Genomic DNA, 22,971 nt, shown 5'->3' with positions numbered 1-22,971 from the left:
AAATTCTTCCAGAAATCATTCAAATAATACAGAGTGGAGAATCAATGAAAACCAACATTAGTTTCTTTAACTAAAAATACAAAAACATTAGCGACTAAATATAATATCAGCCAGTACATCAGCACTTGTTTTAATATGGTAGTTGTTGTTCACGTCATCGAATGCGTTTTTTGCTATATTTTTTCTTAACTTACGATCTGTTGCCATGACTTGCAGTGCATCAAGCCATGAAAGGTAATCATTTTCGATCAATATACCGGTCTGACGGTCATCAACGGCATTCTCATAAATAGTAGCATTAGAATAAATACCTGGCACACCCGCACAACCATAATTGAGATATTTGAATGGGTTTTTACACTGATTAAAACTCACCGCCTCGGTGTCTTCGGAACTTCCCAGTGGGGAAATAGAAAACTCATATTTACCAGACACTAATGCACGCATATAGCTGTCATAAGGCATTCTGTTGGTAAAATATAAAAATGGTAAAGAATGCATTTCTGGGAAAGGATCACCATAAAAATCAAGAGTATAATTTTTATTCTTGGTGAAAAAAACTTGCAGTGCCGTAAAGAGCATCTCTTTGGAAGCCTGCATTTTAATCATATCAGCATTAGTGAAAATAATTTTATGTGTATTATTGTCACGCGATAGTACAGATTCACGAGTTGCATATTTATCCACCCACATTCCGTTCGGTACCAGAACGACATCTGGCAAAAAACTGGCAACACGGTCTAATAGATAATCGTTTGCAACCGTAACAATATCAGCTAAAGAAAGTATTTCATGTATTACTGGCAGACGCTGACTCTGCTGAGCTGCTGCGCTATATGTTGGAAATGAAAAAATCCAGTCATCGATATCATAAATGACTTTGACATTTTTTCTTTTCGCCTCACGAGTAATATCAAGAGCTTGTTGTGAACTGTGCTTACTCAGTATCAGTACATCAGCCCACTCAATAGCATTTAAAGCTACTGGATCAGACTCGGAAATTGATGCATAGACAAGCTTGCCCTGAAACTGCATATATTCAAGCACCTCAGTGATCCTCGCAGAGACGGATAATGAGGGAACACCTACGGCAACATGAGATTCCCGCTGTAAAGCAACAACACGCATTATTTATCCTTTGAGAGAAGCATGCAGATTTTCAGTTGCACCTAACGATAATCCGATCAACTTTGTGACAATTTTCCCGCCTTTGCGTTCGGCATCGATAACAGTCAAGGTCGCATTCTGCGGAAGTATGGCAGGAAAGCGCGACATAGGAATATCTAAGATGTCATGCAGTATACAAGCTATCGGACCGGCATGGGTCACGGCCACCACATTACGGTACGAGCTATCAACCAACTCATGAAACCAGGTTTTCACCCTTTGCTGTAAATCAAGATGGGATTCGCCATCAGGATAGTGGTTCTCAGGATTAAGGTAGAAATCAGGTTGTTCGTGTAAAAACTGCTGCAGAGGTAAATCGGCAACACTACCGGCAAATGTTTCACCGATCCGCCTATCTTCATACCAACTAACATCAGCAAAAATACATTTTGCTGTTTGCTGTGCACGTTGCCAATGGCTGAAAGTATAGAAATCAGCCTTAATGTTAACTTCTTCAACCCAGGTAGCTAAACGTTTTGCCTGTACGATTCCTTCAAATGACAAGGAGTCCTCTGGTGTCCCGGTAACCAAACGGGCCTTATTCGCATTTGATAGACCATGACGAAATAGAAATAATCTCATCGCGTAAAACTCTGCAGAATATTAATCAGTGGATCTGCCGCTTTAGGCAGACAGAAACGCTGTAGCGAATCCGTCAAAGCTGTTGAAGATAAGTCAGCGGCAAGGACTGCGTCTACAGCATTACTCAGGCTTTCTTTACTTTTTGGGTCAGCATAAAATGCATTGTCACCGAAATGCTCTCTGGACCATTCTGAGTCACTTAAAACGAGTTTACATCCTGACAAACCAGCTTCAATGGCTGATAATCCAGCCGGTTCATGACCTACCTCAATATAGAACATTGCGCCTTGTAACGCAGAACGCACGATTTCAGATTTGTAAGGTAAATTAGGTATAACCAGAATATCCTCACCACCGGCATCCAGACAAGCCTGGAGATAAGACTTGGTTCGCGCACTGCCGACCAATACCAATTTAATGCCTTTCTCGCGAAGAACCTGAACGGCCTGTAGTTGGTTTTTATTACTTTCGATAACCCCAAACCAGATAGCATATTTATCCAGTCCGTATAAGGTCTTAAATAGATCGGGCGGTGCAGCGTTAAGATAAGAGCCATCGACACATATATTGATATCGCGACATTTCTCTTCCGGTAGTTCAAAATAACGAGAAAAGTTATTTTTCTCAGCGACAGACTTGAACACGACAGCATCAGACAGTGCTAAATATGAGCTGATTAGATCAGGTGAAACGCTATCGCCTTCCCGGACCCATAAGTTAGGCCACAAAATAATTGGCTTATTTGCCTCTTTAACCTGCTCCAAAAGCTCCAGACCACCGCCATGGACGGAAAAATGAAGGACCACATCATAATCATCTAAGGAACGAGAATACGGGCCATAAACATCAACAATTAGCCCTTGTTGCTTCAATGTATCTGCGATAGAGAATATTTCATATTCACCGCCACCTTTAACAAGGAAAGCGTGATGGTAAGTAGTAATAAGCACTCTTGGATAGGACATATTGACAGCTTCTAATTAAAGATCAGAAAAAATAGCGCCCCATATTTCATCTCGGGTTTGCGCAAGGATTTGTTCAGCACGCTGGGTATAAGCGGTACCGGATGGTGTTTTTTCACGTAACGTAGGAATAATAGCAGCGGCTTCATCTACCGAGTCCACAATCAGGGTTGTATCTGAAGGTAAATCATCGGCTGCTGTTCCACAACGTATAATCGCAGGGATACCAAAGTGCATAGCCTCAAGAACTGGTATGCAGAAACCCTCATGTAAACTCATGGTCAAATAGGCGTCGGAAGACTGGAAGCGATATAACAAATCTGCTTCTGACAAAGTCCCGGTAAAGGTCACTTTTGCAGAAACACCGAGCTGCCTGGCATAATTAAACAGCATTTTATTATATTCGTAATTTGGCATGCTGCCGACAATGAATAGCCTATATTGGATATCATCTTTTGCTGGAAGCAGACTAAAGCAGCTGATAAGGTCCTCAATTTTCTTATGAGGTACTATACGACCGACATATAATAAATCAAAATACTTTGAATTAGTTATAGGATTGGGTTTGCTGTCGTATTTAAGCAATCCAAAATCTTCAAAGACAGGTGGGACGATATCAAAATTGTGATCACGCACAAACTCACTCAATCGGTTTGCCGAAAAATGAGATGTAGCCACTAGTCGATTAAATTTGCCAAGTAATGGCAACTGCTGCAATGATTTTTTACACAGCTCAGCCGTCACAGGTTCATATGCTTCCAGAAGTTCATACGGCGTCACATCATGGTAATAGCATACTTTGTTGCAAGGCAACAGCAACAGCTCATCAAGCAATGAGTCATAAATAGAATAACTCACAAAAAGGATATCATCACTCGATATACTGGTAACCAACTCAGAAGCATTGAGAATAGAGACTGCTTGCATCTGTGTACTGTAACGTTGGGCATAGATATACACGTTATAGTCCAAACGGCTACAAACTTGTGCAAGCCCAAGACAATGGTTTCCTACTGCATCCCCTTCATGGATATCTGGGGCATATATGAAAATATTACGGTTTATAGCCATTATATTTACTTATTTCCTGAAATCGTTCTGAGTAGAAAGCAGCAACTGCCGAAACTGAATAATTCCGCTGAATCAATGACTGCCCCGACAAGGCAACTTCTTGACGCAGTGAGTTATCTTCGTATATTTTCAATAGCTGCATTGCAGCGGTATCGATGTCAGGATCACACCAATACTGACCTTCAAAGAATATGTAATCACCTTGCTGCAAAGGTAATAGATCACCATCAACCAGGAAAGCGGTATCCTTTTTGCAAAAATCAACATTACCAGAAAAATTGGTTGCTACCACCGGTTGACCTAACAGCATCGCTTCCGCAATAACTCGTCCAAATCCTTCGCTACGATGTAGTGAAATATAACAGTCGCATGCATTCATCATATTTATTAGCGTTTGTCTATCCATTCGTTCTGTAATGATGATAATACGACTATCCTGATTCGCCATATGCACAATTTTCTGCCACATAGGATCATTTGCATTGATATTCATTGCTTTAATCAATAATCTAACATTCTGATATTCACTTGATGCCGCAAATGCTTGCTGAAATGCTAACACACCAGCAATTGGATTTTTGCGAGAAAGCCAAGAGTTGCCATCAAACATCAAATAATAAACAAAAGAATTATCCGTAATACCAAGTTGCTCGCGGAGATCTGCATCAGGTTGAGGAATAGTAACCGCCATTGGCATTTTATGTACTGGCGTATGCCCTTCTTTTAGAAAACAATCCTTTACATATTCACTCTGTGCCCAGATTTCATCTACAAAATCTCTTACTCGAGCAAAAGAGGCTGGCCAATGCGGTAATTCCCATGGCCATGCACCAATCTTATATTCATCATTATCGATTAAATGTTGCCCGCCTTCAATTGCCAAACGAATCATTTCAGTAGGAGGCAAACAAAATAATGTTGTAGAAAATCTACAATTTTTTACGATAGGCAACTTACCTTCTGGCATAACCGTTTTTGCAGGTCCAGGTATAGGGGCATTGATATAAACACCATCTAACCCTAGACTTTCAATGACTTGACCTGCAAGCCTGGCATCCTCGCCCAACCCAAGAGTACCTTGAGGAAATCCCACAATATTAATGCCAAGAGGTTTATGACTAATGGTACTAAGCGTTATATCAACGTTATTTTCAGCTGTAATCTCAAGCAATGCATTTCCGAGTATAGAATACTCAAACCGTCCATGCATGTTCCACCAAGCAACCAATTCTTTATAATTGACAACATCTTCATTCTTAAAAATAGCCTGCAAATCTTTTCTACTTTCAAAAATAGCATCAAGAATTAAGGGAATTTTTCTACCATTTTTAAGAACTGTTGCAAACAACCTTAAGCTATTTAGGTCTAAGTAAGCATCAAAACACTGAATTTTTTTAAAGCCATATTCTTGCCACCAACTTATCAAAGCTAAAATGCTTGCAACATCAGAAATATCAATGCTACTGGTTAACTCAGGAAGTTGTTGCTGAAGTTCTAAAAGAAAACGTGGAAGACTTATGCCAACAGGGAGTGTAACCATTTCTTGTTTATACGCCATGGCTAACTCAGTATCAAAATAAAACTGAGGATAATCTACCTTACCGTATAACTGCCACCACCCTAAAAATCCATCAAGACCTGCTACTTTCTTGAGGTCGAAGGCTTCTCGGATGTCTTTCCTTTCTTCTAAAACTAATAAAATAAATCTTGGTAGTTTGAACCCCTCGCCAACATCAGCAAATTCATTCAACTCGCTAATGGTTGCTTCAGTATTCCAACCAAGTTGTGGATAATTAAACTTACCGTAATGGTTCCACCACTTAATTAACCCAGTGATCCCACTTAATGTTCTGATATCAAAATGAAGGTCATTTCGTTCCAAAAGAAGCAAGGAAATAAAACGCGGAAGTCTCAATCCAGAGCCATAAAAAATAATTTCATTCAGGCTATCAATTAATTCATGTCCACTCCATTTCAATAATGGATAGCTCATTTGACCATGAAGATTCCACCACTCTATGAATCCAATGAGACCTGTGATAGTTCTAAGATCAAAAATATTTCTTAGATCTTCCCTTTCGGACAATATTAAATAAGAGAATAAAGGAAGAGAATTGTATTCATTTATAACAATTTTACTATGTAGCTTATTTAGAATCTCTTCAGGGCAAAAGGATAGTTTTACGTATAGTGAAGCACCATCACTTTTCCACCATTGAATCATGGCATATAAACCAGAAAATTTCGTTAAATCAAAGGCCCTTCTAAGGTCTTCTCTACACTCAACTAAAAAATACAATTCTCCAGGGACTGCAATTGAAAAATCACCGTCCCCAAATGAAACTGGAGGAAATATTGCCTCCATATTATTGTCAATTACTGGAATTAGTTCACTTTTTATTTGCAAATACTGATGCAGTGATTTTTTAAATTCAGTCTTCCAACTATCTAAAGATAGCGTCTTTAAGTAATCTTGCTCCTTATAATTCAGGTGCCATTCAACTGAACTTGCCTCTTTATTTTTATCTTTTATTTTTGCCCACCAAAAAAAAGCTAAAATTCTGTTTTCTTTATTTAAAGGATAAAAATTTCGAGCTTCAGCATCAATTGAAATTAAAAACTGGATAGCTTTCGGTATCTCAAAAAAAACAGATACCGAAGGATCCTTCTGTTCAGTAAGCCAAGATATCCTGCTATTAATCTGATTTTTTTTATACATACGGCCTCAACCTAGATATATTGTCCTGGCGAAAAAGTCTTGTTCTTGGTAGCGGACCAAGCGTCAAAATTTTGCATAGTTAAAATATACTTGTTCTGTTTCCACATACCACTAATTGCGTAATCAACAAACGGTTTAATCAGAACATTATCTTCTGGCAAATGATGTATTTTGAAAGTTAGATTATCATATATATCAAAGAATTCAGACATGCCTTTTTCTAAAGGAGCAAAGAAGGAACGAGCCTTATCTTGACGTTCATCTTCTATAAACTTCACTTTTTCATTAGATAGAACATGACCAATAATTGTTTCGTGCGGGGCAGAGAATAGCAACTCAAAAGCGACCCTATTCTCATAAACTTTATTAATAGTTTCTTCCCCTACAGTAGTAGAATCAAGCATCGATTTTTTAGTGCTGCTTGTATTACTAATCAGACAGAAATAATACCCAAATACTTTATAGTTAAAGAAAGGTTTAATAGCATTTTCGAATGCTTCCTGAGTTGTACCTTTCCAGCCAACATCAACAAGTCCAATATTAGCATTATCAGGAAGGTTCAAATCAATTAATAATTGATGCAACCCCCTCCGATTTGCTCGGCAAACTTTAAGGATGTCTTTCTTCATTGAGTTAAGAAGATTATAGATATTGTCGTAACTAATTTCTTTGATAGCTTTATTTTCAGCAAACCCTAATGCATGTAATAAATGCTGGGCAGGAGGAACGACACCAATACGTTCTAATAATTCATGCGCAGAAAGTTCATATGCACCTGATAGGAAATATGGAATATATTCGTTGAAATTCGTATCATTTATGGAAGATAAAATAAATGAAGTTCGAGAACCTTTAAAGTAAACCTCAACAGGTCCAGAAACATCATCTTTACAACTTCTATCCGAATATTTCTTTATCATATAACCATCTCTGGCTAAATATAATAGAGCATCTATTTTATCATTGATAGTAATTTTCTTCAGCCATTGACTAAAACCTATCAATGTGGGCCCACCATATTGATAGGCAAACTGCTCACCACTACCATTACTAAATGAGTTTATTCTCGAATCAGTTAACCCGTTTACAATAGATTCTGATATAGGAACATTTTTCCTCTGTGTAATCGAGTCTGCTTGATAATGATAGGCGGACAGTCCTTTTGATTGTGCTTTATCCACATCAGCAAGTTGATTGTCTCCAATATGCAAAATTTGCTCTGCAACAACTTTCATCTCATTTTTTACAATATCGAAAATATCCCCAAAATCACGCTTTGTTGCATCACAGTCAGCCGATATAAATAAGGGAACCTGAGGAAGGTTATATTTACTTAAAGACTCTTTAAAATAATGAGAAGTAAGATACATATCAGAAGTAATAACTACTTTTTTGCCCAATTCTATTGCTTTTAGAAATACTGGAATCATTTCCTGATTAGGACAAATAACATCTAACTCTAACTGAAGCTCATATGCCTTGACGGCATGCTTCTTATCTTCATCTAATTCATGAAAATTATTATAGATATCATCGAGAGAGATCTCTTTTTTATTTTTATTGTGCATTTCAACAAATGCTAATTGTTGAGCTCTCTTTCTTAAAGCTCTAAATTGATCGATCTTGAATTTTTCTCCAACAAGATCAAATACAGATTCAGGCTCTTCAAGCTTCCGAATAAATAAAGTATCAAAAAAATCAAAAGAAATAACACTAAATTCTTCTATTTTCAATGCAAGGTCAATTAAGCTCATAGGGATTTTCTCAAAATCAAATAAGATCAAAGTTCACACTATTTGGATGCAAATTAATATTATAAAAAGGATCGTACTGAAAATAATCAGGATGAACACAATATAACTGGCGCATATCCTTTTTGAGTCTTATTAACTTTTCAGGATCGATATCATCGACTCCCCTGCTTATTGATTCGTGGTGATATAAGCGAACAGATTGACAGACTAAATTGTAAAAACCTGCTTTATGTAACCGTATGCAAATATCCATATCATTATAAGCGATTGGAAATGACTCATCGAATCCTCCAATCAACTTATATTTTGATGCTTCTACTACCATGCAGGCGCCGGTAACTGCCAGCCAGTTATAATCAAGTTGATTACGCATATAATAGCCTGGCGATTTGGCATCTGTTCGAAGAAATGCATGTGATGGACCACATTCCAAACTCAAAACTCCAGCATGTTGAATTGTTTCACTGTTAGGATAGAGTAGTTTGGCCCCCACGGCTCCAACGTGTTCTAACTGCGCATATGCAGATAAATCTTCAATCCAGTCAGGTGTAATAACTTCAACATCATCATTAAGGAAAATATAGATATCGCCGGCTGCATGCGTAACCCCAACATTATTTAGTTCGGAGTAATTAAAGGGAATATCATGTCTGATAATTTTAATTCGGTCATTATTTTTAATTTCATCAAAGAAATCAAAGGTACCTGCTTTCATCGACCCGTTATCGATAATAATAATTTCAATATTCTTATATGTACTTTTCTCAAAAATAGAGTCAATAGCTCGGCCAAGTACTTCCGGATTATCTCTTGTCGGGATAATAATAGAAACTAACGGGTTGCCGCTAATAGAATATTTTACGCGGTAGTACCCTAGATAATTATCTATTGGTTCAACTGAGCCTTCAAGCCCTCGTCGCGTAAGTGCATCGCGTCTTACTCTTTGAGTTGCTTCAATTACGTATGGCTTTGCTGCAAGGTCGGCAGCAATAGAAGCAGGTATTATGCGCCAGTGATAAAGAACCTTTGGAATATGACTTATTTTTTTAGTTATTTCAGAGATACGCAGTACGAGGTCCCAATCTTGGCAACCATCATAAAAAGACCTAAGTCCACCTAGTACATCTAAAATCGTTTTTTTAATACACATAACATGACACGTATACATCGTATTCATCATGGTATCAGGCGACCAGTCCGGTTTAAAATGGGGCTCTGTATAAGAACCATCGGCCGCTATTTTGTCTTCGTCGCTGTAAATAAAATCAGGTGCATTTCGTTCGATTTCACAGGCTAATTCATAAAGGCAATCAGGGGTAAATTCATCATCGTGGTCGAGGAAAACAACGTATTCACCTTTAGTTAGTTTAATAGCCTCATTTGTAGCACCAGCGATACCTAAGTTTTTCTCTAGTTTTTTAACTCTTATGGATGGAGACACTAGTGCATCAAGATAATTAGTAGTAGCTGCAAGTGGACTGGCATCATCAACAAATACCAATTCCCAATTTTTATACCATTGTGACTTAACAGAACTAATTAACCTTTCCAGCAGAATAAGGTCAGTATTATATGTTGGTACTATAATCGAAAGTAGGCCGACTTTTTTCTCTAATTCAACAAGCCGATTTTCAACTTGTTTCCCCTGACGTGGCTCTAAATAACAATATGTATTATTTGTTTTTTCAGCAAAATGATAACCTTCATCGTGATTATAGGCTATAGATTTGAACTTGGATAAGCGGATAACCTTTTGGATATCTTTATCTGTATTTGCAAGAATCTCAACTTTCAAGTCAGTTAAAGTGAAATAAGCCTCACAGGAAATTGGGTCGAGTCTTATTGCTTTTAAGGACGATGGAAATTGTAATTCGTCACAAACATTACCGTGATCATCAGCATTGAGTATTATTGAAGTTTCTTCTCTAAAGCCACTACCGGTATCAGAATAAAGCACACAGAGAATTGGTTTTTTGGCTTCAATATCAATTTTGAATGAAATCTTGACTACTTTACCAATAAATTGCTCCCAGCCTAAGATTGCGCACTGCGGATCAATATTCTCTGATAACCATGAATAATTGCTATTATCGCTCGATTTTATATTCAAAATAGGGACGACTTTAAAGTTCATATTAATCTCTTCGTGAAATTTTCTTGTAGATATTTACCAGCGACTCTGTTGCATCCGGCCAATTCATGACTTTTTCATCAGAATTAACGTACAAGTCGTTCTTCAAACAGTTTGTGATTTTATTTTTTATGTCATCAACCGACTGAAAGTCACAATAATAGCCTGTATCTGCGAAGTACTCTTTAGTTGAGCCTTCTTCTGTAACCACCAGTTTTGCTCCCTGCGCCCGGGCTTCTAAAGCTGCAAGACCTGGAGTTTCCAGGGTACTAGGCAGGCAAAATAACTCACATGCCTGATAGGCCGAACGCAACAAAGGAGAGTGATGGTCCATAGGTCCAGCGTAGTATAACTGTTCGCTATTTGTTAAGGCTTTAATCTCGTCATAATAATGCTGATTTCTTACATGGCCTATAATTACCAGTTTCTTGTCTGGAAAAGACTCCATTGCCTTAAGAAGATTTAACTGATTTTTTCTAGGTTCAATATTGGCAACGTTAAGGATAAAGTCCCCGCTAATATTATGTGCATCTCTAAACAGACTTGCTGATGGTTTATCATCAAAGAAAATATCCTCGACGCCATTATATACTGCCGCAAATTTTTCTCGTGGCAAATCAAGCACATTAGCCAGAGCTTCATTTTCCATTTCAGAATTAGTAATCACCATATCAGTGAGTGCCAATTGTGCTCTGATCTCATCAGCAGGATATAAATGTCGGGTTTCGGGCGTCATCCATAAACTTGATGACACAACCAAAGGCAAACCGAGTTGCTTGATAAAATTGCAGAAATGAATTGAACCCCCCATACAAGAGAAGAAATGCACTACATCGTAGCTCATAAAATTAGGATTCCACTGGTCCATTAAATCAACAGTGATCCCTTTCTGCTCAAGTGCAGTTTTATAAGCAAGCAATTGAATTTCTCCTCCACCTGGCGTATGAAATGCCATTGGGTAGGTTGCAAATAATATTTTCAATTACTAACTCCTAAATGAATACGTTCAAGCATTTTTTTGGTTCTCTCCTTCCAGGTATTCTCTCCGACAAATTCTTTAGCCTGAGAAAGACTGAGGCGACCATTAATAACTGCCTGTTTAATAAGCCCGGAAAACTCATCTGAACTGTGAGCAATATATAGCCCATTAGATACTGATTCAGTAAATTTTAACGCTGTGCTGACAACAGGTATACCAGCTGCCAGATATTCATAATATTTCATCGGAAACATAAAGTTGGTATATTCATTCATCAACGACGGTAAAATCGCCACATCCATATGCGCCAGATATTGAGGTAAATCACTATACTTTTTATAACCTAATGCATAGACATTAGGTTGTTCCTTCACTTTTTCCAGGGTTTCATTATGCTGGCCTTCTCGCTCATCGCCAAGTAAGACAAAGCTAAAATCCGGGTTTGCAGTAGTTACCTGCAGCAACAACGAAAAATCAATTTTAAAATCTGATAATACACCATGGTAGATTATACGTGGCCCTGGTATATGCTTGATGTCTTCTGGCAACGGTTGAGGGCTTAATGCCTGACTGAAATGTTCAAAATCAACAACATTTGACAGATATTCTGTGTTTTCCTGGTATTCTTTGCAGCGTTTTTCTAATGACTCAGTAGTTACATACACCTTGTCTGCTAACGCCAATAGTTTATTTTCTTGTTGAAGAAAATAATCTTTATCGATACCAGGAATCGACGAGAGATCATCGACACAATGATAGACTAGTTGTTGATAAGTTAAGGTCTCGATGGTATCCAGAATGTAAGGATGATACGTCCAGATTACAGTGTTCTCAAAAGAATTGAGATGACAATGGCGTTCAATTAACCAACGTAGCATCCATCTGTTTAACCGTTTAATCATCGGATATCTGTGTGCCGCTGGTATTAATAGTGGTGCAAGGACCCAGATATTTGCTTCTTTACGCACAGCGCCGAACAGTAGCGTCTTGATACCACTTTTCAGTCTATTGATAATACGGGATATGTCCTTTTTACTCGACAATTTTGGCGAACGCAAGCCGACACTTTCAATATACAATACTTTATGACCTAATTCGGCAAACGACTTGGCAGTATGTTGTTTGTTTGTCCAATAAGGTTCGTTCCAGTCTGCTGTCGCAAATACAATAAATTCAGCCATCAAACCAGTCTCTGAAGAACATAAAATTAAAATTTATCACCGAGTATATCCAGTCATACATCAAAAACAACAATGATATCTCTGCTGTTTTTTACTGAACTCAATATGCTGAGTTGGAACATTGCTGCGTCCGACATATTTAGGCTTTTAATGAATTATTAGTTCAAGATATTAAATTGTATAGCTTAGGTAATATAATATTGTTGAGGTAAGCGTCAGAGCTAATCGATGTAAATCAACTAAAAACCATTGCTATGGTAGCAATTTGCAAAGCGGTCTATTGTTATTTTTCGATGAAGTCGATAGACCATATGGCGGCTTACGTCATCAATATTACATCTGCAGTTGAGTACAACTTATCACCCAGCAAAATGGTCGGCCACAGGTTAGTCTTTTTGGTGCCAGAAAATTTAATACTGAAGCCATTTACTGTTTTGCTTATTTTAACCAGTGTTTTATCGACAATAAAATCCATTGCCTCATTTTCTGACATAAACAAAACTTTTGGTGCCTGTTCGCGAATATAGTGGATCAAATCCTGATGAGCACCGCTGCGCTGCTCCTCTGATATCCAGCCATATTGATAGCGAGGTGAGAAAGGATGGTCCAAATAGCCAAACAGCATTTTGCAGCGATGAGAAAGATCAAAGGCTTTTTTAAAGCTTGTCATGGCATCGGAGCCATTTAGCAAACAGTCACCATGCAGCATGGATTGCTGACTATGACCAACAAAACCGGTTGGCATATTAGCCAACTCGCCTCCCCTGGCGATAAGAAACTCCGGATCATTACGAATGATCCCGCCAATACATCCTTGAAAACCGACATCACAGAGCGCATTCAGTGCATAGTCTGGATTTTGGTGAAAGGGAGATACGGCATAGCGGATTGGCTGTTGCAACACTTCGCTAATCATTTGCGCTGAACGCGCAGCCTCATGACGTGCATTCTCATAGCTTCCCCCCCAATTGGGTGCATGGGTAAGACTGTGCGAAAGGAAGGCAACACCCGCGGACAACATCTCTTTCATACATTCATCATGCTGGTGATCGTGCAGATTTGCAGCATGAATCGCCAAGGAGAAAGGAACCTGTTCCTGCTGATACATATGCCATAGGTCACGTGAAGACGAGATATCCTCATCACAATCTAGTCGCATAGTTACTGCTGCATCATGGCCCCATGGAATATCCAACAACACCGGCAATACCGGTAATGTCTCAGCGCGCCATGAAGCAATAAAACGCTCAACAATATGCCATTCAAAAGAGTCTATTGGCCCAACTGCACGGTTGAACCAAAGAATACTAGAATCAGGCTCATCATAAAGGGCTGCATAACTGCAAATACTGTCGCCTCCCACTTTAATGTGCGCCAGGCAATTGGCTTCTGGAACAGTTATCGCTGAACTAAGTGACCATTGGCTTCCATCTGCACGAACTGCCCCAAATCCCAGGTTGTTCCATTCATCAGCAAAATCAAATCTTTCAAGGGCGCGATCCCAGCAGAAATCACCGAGTAAAGGCTGTTCGGTTGTATAATTAATGCTTGCAGGACTTTCAGCAAATGCACCTGCTTGAGCTGGAAGGCTTCTGCACCAGTTATTATCTATGGGCTTGTCAGAGCGCGTTATTTGTAATTTAGAATAAAGCGTTTCTGGCAAGGAACCCAAGATAATGACTTTCACTTTGCCATTACTGATGTAATTCTTCAGTACCATTGCCAAAAAATCATCAGGATTTATAAATACTGCTATATCGATATCTTGGATGTTATCAGCAAGCCCAGTGGCAGAGACACGCTGTACCTGCGACTTGGAGACTGAACGACATAATGCTGCTTCCACCAATCTTGCCGATGCTAAATCGGTTTGTCTTGATAATACCGCAATCATTTTGTCACCACATGTCTGAATTTTGCGCGATGGCCAACCAGAATAAAACTGTCATGATTGACAAATTCAAGGATAAAAGCGTCCGGGAAAAAATGTTCCAGCTTGGCTTGTACTGTGGCCTGATCAGCATTCGGCTCGAGAACGACGCGCAGAATGGGTTTATCTCCGCGAACATCTATCTGAAATTCCTGAATACCACCAACACGATGATCCAATATGTCCTGAATATGATGAGTTGGATAATCAACGCCAGCCAAGTTAACAATATCGTGTATACGACCAACGATATTTGTCAAATATACACCATCATCACGCTCGTCAATGGTTGCCAGATCTCCCGTGGCATAACGAATAAGCGGCATTAACTGATTATGAAAACCGGTAAAGATCAACTCATTGTTGCCATCTAAATCTCGATTTTCACAAACGCCCTCCGAATCCAGAACATAAAGATCTGTTGACTGAGGATTAGTTTCATAAGCCATCACACCTAATTCGGCCAGACCATAACGGTTCACCACACGGCAATTTAAAGCCTTTTCGATTTTGGTACGCATATAAGGTTCAAGCAGTTCACCGCTGGATTCAAATACGCTAAATGCTTTGCCGCCACCATATTTCCGCTCAATATAGCATGCCAAAGCATATATAGTTGAAGGATGCGAGTGGATCAAATAGGGTTTTCTTAAGCGTAGAGTTTGCCACATTTCTTCCAAACCGATATCATCTATACGGTCAAAGAAGATATTACTGCGATTCATGGCAAAGCATTTAAAATCTTCTCTACTTGGCCATTCTGGAACTGTAGCATCCGGGAAGCGACAGGCGAAATGTAACTCTGATAAATATTTTTTCTTACCAATCGCCTCGCGGCAATATAAAGTAACTGCAGAAGAGTAATCAGCACCAGTCTGGTCATAATAAATAAAACAAGAAAGCCCCGTAGACCCCCCTGTTTTACAGACATGATGTCGGACTTCTGCCAGTGGACGTGATAATAATCTGTGCCCCTGCTCCCGGATAATATCCTTGGTGAGATAAGGAATATCATTCAAAAAATTAATATCATTTTCAATACGATCGGGGTTAAACCCTATACTTGCAAACAGATCTTTATAATAAGGAACATGTAGTCCCGCATAACGAACTGTTTCTGCCAAACGTTTAGCAATAATGGATTGGCGTTGCTGGTATGGTAACTGATAATAATCTCGTAATTCCTGGAGTTTTGGTCTGACAGACCTTTTCTCCATCCGCTCTGCTATTGGGTAGGCCAAAGAGGCGCTGGTTATTCCTTTTAACAGCTTGAATGGCTGTTGACAGAGAATCCTTTCACCATAAGTTAACAGCGGATGGTCTGCGCGGATCATTTTATTGCCTCATTCTCAACAAGTTTGTCAACTGGAAGGTCAGAAATAATAACACCATGTTCCATATGTAATTTACGAGTACAAACTTTATTTATTAAAACAGGATCATGGGTTGCCAGTACAACCAAATAGGCTTTCTCAATTAATCTGGTCAGTCGTTCTTTGGCTTTGTCTTTAAAAGCCTCATCGCCGACACTTAGCCATTCATCCATAATAATGATATCGGCATCTACACTTGTTGAAATCGCAAAAGCAAGACGCAGCATCATACCACTGGAGTAGATCCTTACGGGTAAATTTAAATATTCACCTAACTCTGTGAAATCTGCAATTTCATCTATTTTTGACTTAATCACCGATGGCCTTAAACCATCCATAATGCCGCGGAGATAGATATTTTCAAATCCTGTTGCATCTGGGTCAAGGCCCATAGAGACATCAAGCAGTGATGCGATTCTTCCTCTGCTGGTCAACGTACCTTTTACCGGGGCATAAACACCAGCCAAGACACGCAGCAATGTTGTTTTACCAGAACCATTATGGCCCACTAAACCAACACGCTCGCCCTCTTTAAAATCAAAATTGAGATTATCAAGAGCGCGCACTATAGGATGCTTACCGGCATCTTTACCAATTCGTCCCCCTGTCGATAAATTAAGGATCGACTTTTTAAAAGAACGATGCGAATTTTCGTAAATTGGAAATTCGACGGTCAAATTTTTAGCAGCAATAACTGTAGACATTTTCTTACCCCTATAACCAATAAGGAATTCGTTCTCTAAAACGGATCATCAGAATTTGAGAAAGAACAAATCCCACAACGAGCAATATCAGACTATATACCCACGACTCTATTTCGATGGGATGCCCTAGAATGGGCGCTCTGATTAGCTCAATCAAATGATAAAAAGGATTGAAATCTGCCGCCCACTCTCTGCCCTTGAGCAGATCTTTCTGCCACATAATAGGGGTAAAGAAAAATGCAACTTGTAAAACGTTACCAACAATCGGCAATACATCACGATATCTGGCGCAAAGCATACTGAGTACAAGAGAAATCCAGACGCTATTCAAGAACAGGATAAGCAGTCCAGGGAAAACCATAAGAAATTCTGCGGTTGGATAGGTGCCAAAGAAAAGCATTAAAACGATCACAACAGGAAGGCTGTGAAGTAAAATAATAAAGTTCCTGCATGCAATTCTGGCCACATGTACCGTTAACGGCATGCGTATTTGCTTAACGATATATGCGGAAGCAATAAAGCCAACACATCCTTCGTTAACACAGGTACTAATATACTGCCAAATAATCAGACCAATACCCAGGTATGGCAAATAATCGGTTATTTTTTGATTTAGTAATGTGGAGTACAGAAAACCCAGCACACCAACCATAATCATGGTACTTAGCGTAAACCAAAATGGACCAAGTACAGAACGCCGATAGCGTTGTTTAATATCATGCCAACCTAATGCAGTCCAAACATCAATTCGTTTTAAACCAACATAGATATCAGTTTTGCCTGTATGATGATGCCATTCATCATTCATCAACTGATCGTTTGAGGACTTAATTATACCCTCTGCAGAATTCGTATTATTTTTCATATTTTACTCATGGATAGTTATTAATTTCCACTTAAAGATGTATAGCATGACTAAACAACACGCCATTCTTGTCTTTCTCAGACAATTGAACATTGCCATCAATAATTGGCCAATCAATATTCAGTGCCGGATCATTCCATAAAATGGAGCATTCATTGCTTGGATTATAATAGTCTGTGCATTTGTAAACAAACTCAGCATCTTCACTGGTCACATAAAAACCATGCGCAAAACCTGCCGGGATCCAAAACTGACGTTTATTTTCCGCTGAAAGATAAACCCCGACCCATTGCCCAAAAGTAGGCGAATCTTTACGCACATCCACGGCAACATCAAATACTTCGCCAGAAATCACACGAACTAATTTTCCTTGCGTATTCACTGTCTGATAGTGCAGACCGCGCAGTATTCCCTTTTTGGATTTTGAATGGTTATCCTGAACAAACTGGCATGGCTGAAGAGCAACCAACTCCTCAAATTTTTTCTGTTGCCAGGTTTCCATAAAGAAACCGCGATCATCACCAAATACAGCGGGTTCTATAATTTTAACATCAGGAATATTAGTATTAACAATTTTCATAATATCACTTATATTTTGAAATGTTTTCTAAGGCAAGTTGCCAGTCACTCGGTTTAATGCCGAACTGTGAGGTTATTTTACTGCAATCCAGTCTGGAATTGCCCGGCCTTTTAGCTTTAGTGGGATAAGCCGAAGTAGGAATAGACGACAAGGCCGGAACCTTAGTAAGGATCGACTTTTCCTGTGCTTTGGCAAAAATAGATTCAGCAAATTCAAACCAACTCACGTGAGGCAGACCAGAATAATGGTAAACCCCCCACTGAGGTTGTTTACCCGATTCTATCGATTTAACGATAGTGATCAATGCATCAGCAATATCACCGGCATAGGTCGGACCACCAAACTGATCGCCAACAACCGATAATGCATCACGGGTTTCACCAAGGCGCAACATAGTTTTTACAAAGTTATTACCAGTTTCGGCAAATACCCAGGCAGTTCTCAAGATAATGAATTTATCAGTCTGTTCAGCAATAGCAATCTCACCGGCAAGTTTACTTTGTCCGTAGACCCCTTGCGGACCTGTTGCCATTGACTCGGTGTAAATATCTGCACCCTTACCGTCAAAGACATAATCGGTTGAGATATGTAATAATATTGCATTAACTTGTTTTGCTGCTTCAGCAAGATAAGCAGGACCATCGCGGTTAATGGCAAATGAAAGTTCAACCTCATCTTCGGCTTTATCTACTGCCGTATGAGCAGCAGCATTGATAATATAATGAGGCTTAAAATGAGTGACAGTATCAATTACCGCTGCACGCGCACTAATATCTAATTCGCTGCGCGCTAAGGCTAAAACCTCACATGTAGCACTTAGTTTAGATACCAACAATGAGCCGACTTGCCCTTGGCTACCCGTGATCAAAATACGCATCGCATAACACCTATGTAAAGATTATTTTGTCAAAGATAATAGATACTGACCGTACTCATTTTTCAACATTGGTTTAGCCAATGTGATCAACTCATCTTTTGTCAACCAGCCATTACGCCAAGCTATCTCTTCGAGACAGGCTACTTTTAGGCCCTGTACACTTTCGATAGTTTGCACAAAGGAAGAAGCTTGATGGAGGCTGGCATGTGTACCGGTGTCTAACCAGGCGAAACCGCGACCTAATAGTTCTACCTGCAGTGTGCCGTTTTCAAGGTAAAGCTGGTTAATTGACGTTATTTCCAACTCGCCACGATGAGATGGCTTGACTTGTTTCGCATAGTCAACAACCTGGTTGTCGTAAAAATACAGGCCGGTTACCGCATAATTTGATTTTGGATTTGTCGGTTTTTCTTCGATCGAAATGGCTTTCATATTTTGGTCAAATTCAACCACGCCAAAACGCTCCGGATCTTTGACCTGATAACCAAATATTGTTGCCCCAGAAGCCTGTTGCGCAGCCTTTCGCAAGGTATTGCTAAAGGATTGCCCGTAGAAAATATTATCCCCTAACACCAGGCAGCAACGATCATCACCAATAAATTTCTCGCCAATGATAAAGGCTTGAGCAAGGCCATCAGGGCTAGCCTGGATGGCATAACTAATATGGATGCCAAAATGACTGCCATCGCCTAGCATTCTGCAGAAATTTTCATTATCTTCAGGCGTGGTAATTATCAGTACTTCCCGAATACCGGCTAACATTAGCGTAGATAGCGGATAGTAAATCATTGGCTTGTCGTACACCGGGAGAAGCTGTTTTGATGTTCCAAGAGTAATTGGATACAAACGGGTACCAGATCCACCCGCAAGAATAATACCTTTCATAATTATTTATTTCCTGTTCCAAGTCGCTCTCTGCTGTATGAGCCGTCCAGGACTCGATGCCACCAGGATTTATTTGCCAAATACCATTCAACCGTTTTGCGGATCCCAGAATCAAAAGTCTCAGTTGGTCTCCAGTTTAACTCGCGCGAGATCTTACTGGCATCAATCGCATAGCGAACATCATGGCCAGGGCGATCTTTTACAAAGGTAATCAAATCAGCATAGTGTTCTACACCCTTGGGCTTGGCAGGTACCAGCTCTTCGAGTAATTTACAGATTGTTCTGACTACTTCGATGTTTGCCTTTTCGTTATGGCCACCGATATTGTAGGTTTCACCCACTACCCCTTCAGTAACCACGGTATACAACGCACGGGCATGGTCTTCAACAAATAACCAATCCCGAATTTGCATGCCATCGCCATAGACAGGTAGCGCTTTACCTTCCAGAGCATTCAGGATAATCAGCGGTATCAGTTTTTCCGGGAAATGATATGGGCCATAGTTGTTAGAGCAATTGGTGACGACAGTCGGCAAACCATAGGTTCTGTTCCAGGCTCGGACCAAGTGGTCGCTCGATGCCTTGGAGGCAGAGTAAGGGCTGCTAGGTTCGTAAGGTGTTGTTTCAGTGAACAGATCTTCTGTTCCGTGCAAATCACCATAAACTTCATCAGTTGAAATATGATGGAAGCGAAAGGCCTTTTTCTTTGTTTCGTCGAGACCGTTCCAGTACGCGCGAGTTGCCTCAAGCAGCGTATAGGTACCGACAATGTTCGTTTCGATAAACGCAGCAGGACCATCAATCGAGCGGTCGACGTGCGATTCAGCCGCTAAGTGCATCACCGCATCTGGCTGGTGTGCTGCGAACACGCTATTCAGTGCTGCGCTGTCGCAAATATCAACCTGTTCGAAGCAATAACGTGCATTGCTTTCTATCTGTTGCAAAGATTCCAGATTGCCTGCGTAGGTTAACTTATCAACATTAACTACAGAATTTTCAGTATTTTCAATGATATGTCTAACTACAGCAGAACCGATAAAGCCAGCCCCGCCCGTAACCAATATTTTCATAGTATGACTACCTGAGCATCAAATAACAGAATGAATAATGAACAAATGTAATGTTAAAATTCAACATTTCGGATAAATTTGATCCACGCTACCGCCCTTAGGATCCCCTAATGATTATAAGCCGCGAATTTAGAACGCTATAATAACCGACAGCAGCGAAATGCTTTTAAAATATAGCGCAGATTATACATGTTTAAAGAAAGCTAGGATAGTTCACTTTAGGAATCATGTATTGATTTCAGGTTTATCTCATCCACTACTGCATAAAAAAACATGCTTTTAAAATCAATTTGTTACTTGACCTTTTAATAGCCTGTATATTCATAATTGTCGATAAAAGCAGCAACTTGCATAGAAGCAAGGGCAGGATTTTCTATAGCTAATCGGGTTATTTGCCTGTAGCCCTGTGCAACCATGGTTAGCGAAAAGCACAAGATGTGAATTACTTGTTGAAAAATAAGGAATAATGAAGGATCTTCAGAATGAATTTATTAGCACAACATACTAAATGTCGTGTTGCCATGCGCAATCACTGTCTATATAGAGCACTGGATGAATTTACGTGCTGTAATTGGTCGAGTTATCATCATTAAGGTATTTTACTTTGCATTGCAGCAAATTTCCGGTCGGATTTTTTGCTGCCCTATCATATATCTATCCACTGGTTTCAGGTAAACGTTTCGGCAGTTTACGTCCTTGGCTATATTCCTTAAAACCTCACCGTTTGAATGAGGGTCATTTCAAATATGGATTAAATTACCATCAGGATAAAAATCGTTTAAAAATAAAACAAAATCCACAGCGACAGTATCACTGTGGATTATTTATCAGGATTGACTAATGCAATTTATCTACCAATATCAATCAATTTTTAACGCTTTCAACCACTCGGTAAAACCCTCACCCTGTGTAGGGTGACGCAGACCATACTCGACAAAGGCTTTCATATAGCCCAATTTGTCGCCACAGTCGTGGGAACGGCCAGTCATGGTGAATGCTTCAACGGTTTTCTTTTTCATCAACAACGCGATGGCGTCGGTGAGCTGAATTTCGTTGCCTGCACCGTAAGGGGTAACAGCCAACAATGGCCAAATATCTTCAGAGAAGACATAGCGCCCAACTACTGCAAGATTTGATGGTGCATCTTTACGTTCAGGTTTTTCAACAATGGCTTTCATCGGTGTACTTTTGCCTGGTTCACCCTCGATACCGTTGCAGTCAACCACACCGTATTTTGATACATCTTCTTCTGGTACTTCTTCAACCATTACCTGGCTATTACCGGTTTCCTGGAAACGGGTCAACATGGCTGCGAGGTTATCTTTACGCAGGTCACAGGAGACTTCGTCCATCAGAACATCGGGCAGGATCACGGCAAAAGGAGCATCGCCAATTAATGGTCGTGCGCACAGCACTGCGTGGCCCAGGCCTTTAGACTGACCCTGGCGCACGTTCATAATGGTCACACCTTTTGGACAGATAGACTGAACTTCTTCCAGCAGCTGACGCTTAACGCGAGATTCCAGCATGCTTTCCAGTTCAAACGATGTGTCGAAATGGTTTTCAATTGCATTTTTAGATGAGTGAGTAACCAGAATGATTTCTTTGATACCTGCGGCAGCGCACTCATTAACGATGTATTGAATCAGTGGCTTATCAACAATCGGCAGCATTTCTTTAGGAATGGCCTTTGTTGCAGGTAGCATACGCGTACCTAGCCCGGCTACAGGGATAACAGCTTTCAACATTGTAAAAGATACTCCTCGACACCATGAGATTAAATTTCAGTCAGCGCTTTATGCTGCGCGTCGAAACACGCTGGCGCAAACTGAAGATACTTAAGCAATTGCAACTGCGCCCTAAATCACTTAGGCAAAGTATAGACCCTGGCTTTGCTTTTAGCAGTTCAAATCTTATAAGCCCTGGTATGAATCGATTATTGGCTTATAACCGGCGTAATTAGTCTATGTGTTCTCGCCTTAACGTATAGCGACATTTAATACGATACCAGTAAGCTTAGTATGACAGTAACCTAATCCTTGAAAAATAAGATTGTTACCCAGTTTTGACTTTTTTTTTCGATCCTGGCGGTTTTATCGGCAACCGGTCTTTCATTCGCTCGCCAGCGCCGTCACCCTGCC

18 protein-coding genes are annotated in these 22,971 nt (G+C 39.8%); all 18 read right to left on the bottom strand.

What is annotated here, in order from left to right:
• Positions 1–87: 87 nt before the first annotated feature.
• Positions 88–1,128: a glycosyltransferase family protein gene (locus tag GW590_RS14180; RefSeq protein WP_169403701.1), complete on the bottom strand. Its 1,041-nt coding sequence runs from the start codon at positions 1,126–1,128 to the stop codon at positions 88–90.
• A 3-nt stretch (positions 1,129–1,131) separates the two neighbouring features.
• Complete coding sequence (locus GW590_RS14175) at positions 1,132–1,749, bottom strand: histidine phosphatase family protein (RefSeq protein ID WP_169403700.1); 618 nt, start codon at positions 1,747–1,749, stop codon at positions 1,132–1,134.
• Positions 1,746–2,714, bottom strand: coding sequence for a glycosyltransferase (locus GW590_RS14170; protein WP_169403699.1), 969 nt, complete (start codon positions 2,712–2,714; stop codon positions 1,746–1,748). The genes GW590_RS14175 and GW590_RS14170 overlap by 4 nt, the downstream gene beginning before the upstream one ends.
• Before the next feature lie 15 nt (positions 2,715–2,729).
• Positions 2,730–3,782 carry a glycosyltransferase gene (locus GW590_RS14165; protein WP_169403698.1) on the bottom strand — a complete coding sequence of 351 codons (1,053 nt, stop codon included), beginning with the start codon at positions 3,780–3,782 and terminating at the stop codon, positions 2,730–2,732.
• On the bottom strand, positions 3,766–6,501 hold the full coding sequence (locus GW590_RS14160; protein WP_169403697.1) for a glycosyltransferase family 4 protein: 2,736 nt from the start codon (positions 6,499–6,501) through the stop codon (positions 3,766–3,768). Before GW590_RS14160 ends, GW590_RS14165 begins: the two co-directional genes overlap by 17 nt.
• An 11-nt stretch (positions 6,502–6,512) precedes the next feature.
• A complete protein-coding gene (locus tag GW590_RS14155) occupies positions 6,513–8,255 on the bottom strand; it encodes an HAD family hydrolase (RefSeq protein ID WP_169403696.1) in 1,743 nt (580 codons plus the stop codon).
• Positions 8,256–8,271: 16 nt separating this feature from the next.
• Positions 8,272–10,389 carry a glycosyltransferase family 2 protein gene (locus tag GW590_RS14150; RefSeq protein WP_169403695.1) on the bottom strand — a complete coding sequence of 706 codons (2,118 nt, stop codon included), beginning with the start codon at positions 10,387–10,389 and terminating at the stop codon, positions 8,272–8,274.
• A gap of 1 nt (position 10,390) precedes the next feature.
• Entirely contained in the window at positions 10,391–11,368 is a 978-nt protein-coding gene (locus GW590_RS14145) for a glycosyltransferase family 4 protein (RefSeq protein WP_169403694.1), read from the bottom strand.
• Positions 11,365–12,546 carry a glycosyltransferase gene (locus tag GW590_RS14140; RefSeq protein WP_169403693.1) on the bottom strand — a complete coding sequence of 394 codons (1,182 nt, stop codon included), beginning with the start codon at positions 12,544–12,546 and terminating at the stop codon, positions 11,365–11,367. The genes GW590_RS14145 and GW590_RS14140 overlap by 4 nt, the downstream gene beginning before the upstream one ends.
• Positions 12,547–12,865: 319 nt before the next feature.
• Positions 12,866–14,440: a polysaccharide deacetylase family protein gene (locus GW590_RS14135; protein ID WP_169403692.1), complete on the bottom strand. Its 1,575-nt coding sequence runs from the start codon at positions 14,438–14,440 to the stop codon at positions 12,866–12,868.
• A complete protein-coding gene (locus tag GW590_RS14130; RefSeq protein WP_211186781.1) occupies positions 14,437–15,810 on the bottom strand; it encodes a phenylacetate--CoA ligase family protein in 1,374 nt (457 codons plus the stop codon). The genes GW590_RS14135 and GW590_RS14130 overlap by 4 nt, the downstream gene beginning before the upstream one ends.
• Complete coding sequence (locus GW590_RS14125) at positions 15,807–16,553, bottom strand: ABC transporter ATP-binding protein (RefSeq protein ID WP_169403691.1); 747 nt, start codon at positions 16,551–16,553, stop codon at positions 15,807–15,809. Before GW590_RS14125 ends, GW590_RS14130 begins: the two co-directional genes overlap by 4 nt.
• 10 nt (positions 16,554–16,563) lie before the next feature.
• The gene (locus GW590_RS14120; protein WP_169403690.1) at positions 16,564–17,418 is read right to left on the bottom strand and encodes an ABC transporter permease; all 855 of its coding nucleotides are present in this window, start codon (positions 17,416–17,418) and stop codon (positions 16,564–16,566) included.
• A gap of 31 nt (positions 17,419–17,449) precedes the next feature.
• On the bottom strand, positions 17,450–17,998 hold the full coding sequence (gene rfbC, locus GW590_RS14115) for a dTDP-4-dehydrorhamnose 3,5-epimerase (RefSeq protein ID WP_169403689.1): 549 nt from the start codon (positions 17,996–17,998) through the stop codon (positions 17,450–17,452).
• Between the two features lie 4 nt (positions 17,999–18,002).
• Positions 18,003–18,875, bottom strand: coding sequence for a dTDP-4-dehydrorhamnose reductase (gene rfbD / locus GW590_RS14110; protein ID WP_169403688.1), 873 nt, complete (start codon positions 18,873–18,875; stop codon positions 18,003–18,005).
• 21 nt (positions 18,876–18,896) lie between these two features.
• On the bottom strand, positions 18,897–19,760 hold the full coding sequence (gene rfbA, locus GW590_RS14105; protein ID WP_169403687.1) for a glucose-1-phosphate thymidylyltransferase RfbA: 864 nt from the start codon (positions 19,758–19,760) through the stop codon (positions 18,897–18,899).
• Between the two features lie 2 nt (positions 19,761–19,762).
• Positions 19,763–20,830, bottom strand: a complete 1,068-nt coding sequence (gene rfbB, locus GW590_RS14100; RefSeq protein ID WP_169403686.1) for a dTDP-glucose 4,6-dehydratase — start codon at positions 20,828–20,830, stop codon at positions 19,763–19,765.
• An 860-nt stretch (positions 20,831–21,690) separates the two neighbouring features.
• The gene (galU, locus tag GW590_RS14095) at positions 21,691–22,578 is read right to left on the bottom strand and encodes a UTP--glucose-1-phosphate uridylyltransferase GalU (RefSeq protein ID WP_169403685.1); all 888 of its coding nucleotides are present in this window, start codon (positions 22,576–22,578) and stop codon (positions 21,691–21,693) included.
• Between the last annotated feature and the right edge of the window lie 393 nt (positions 22,579–22,971).

It is taken from the genome of Rouxiella aceris (assembly GCF_012933545.1).
Lineage (GTDB): Bacteria > Pseudomonadota > Gammaproteobacteria > Enterobacterales > Enterobacteriaceae > Rouxiella > Rouxiella aceris.
The sequence above is the reverse complement of the archived record's forward strand: the minus strand, read 5'-3'. Positions and strand labels throughout refer to the sequence as shown.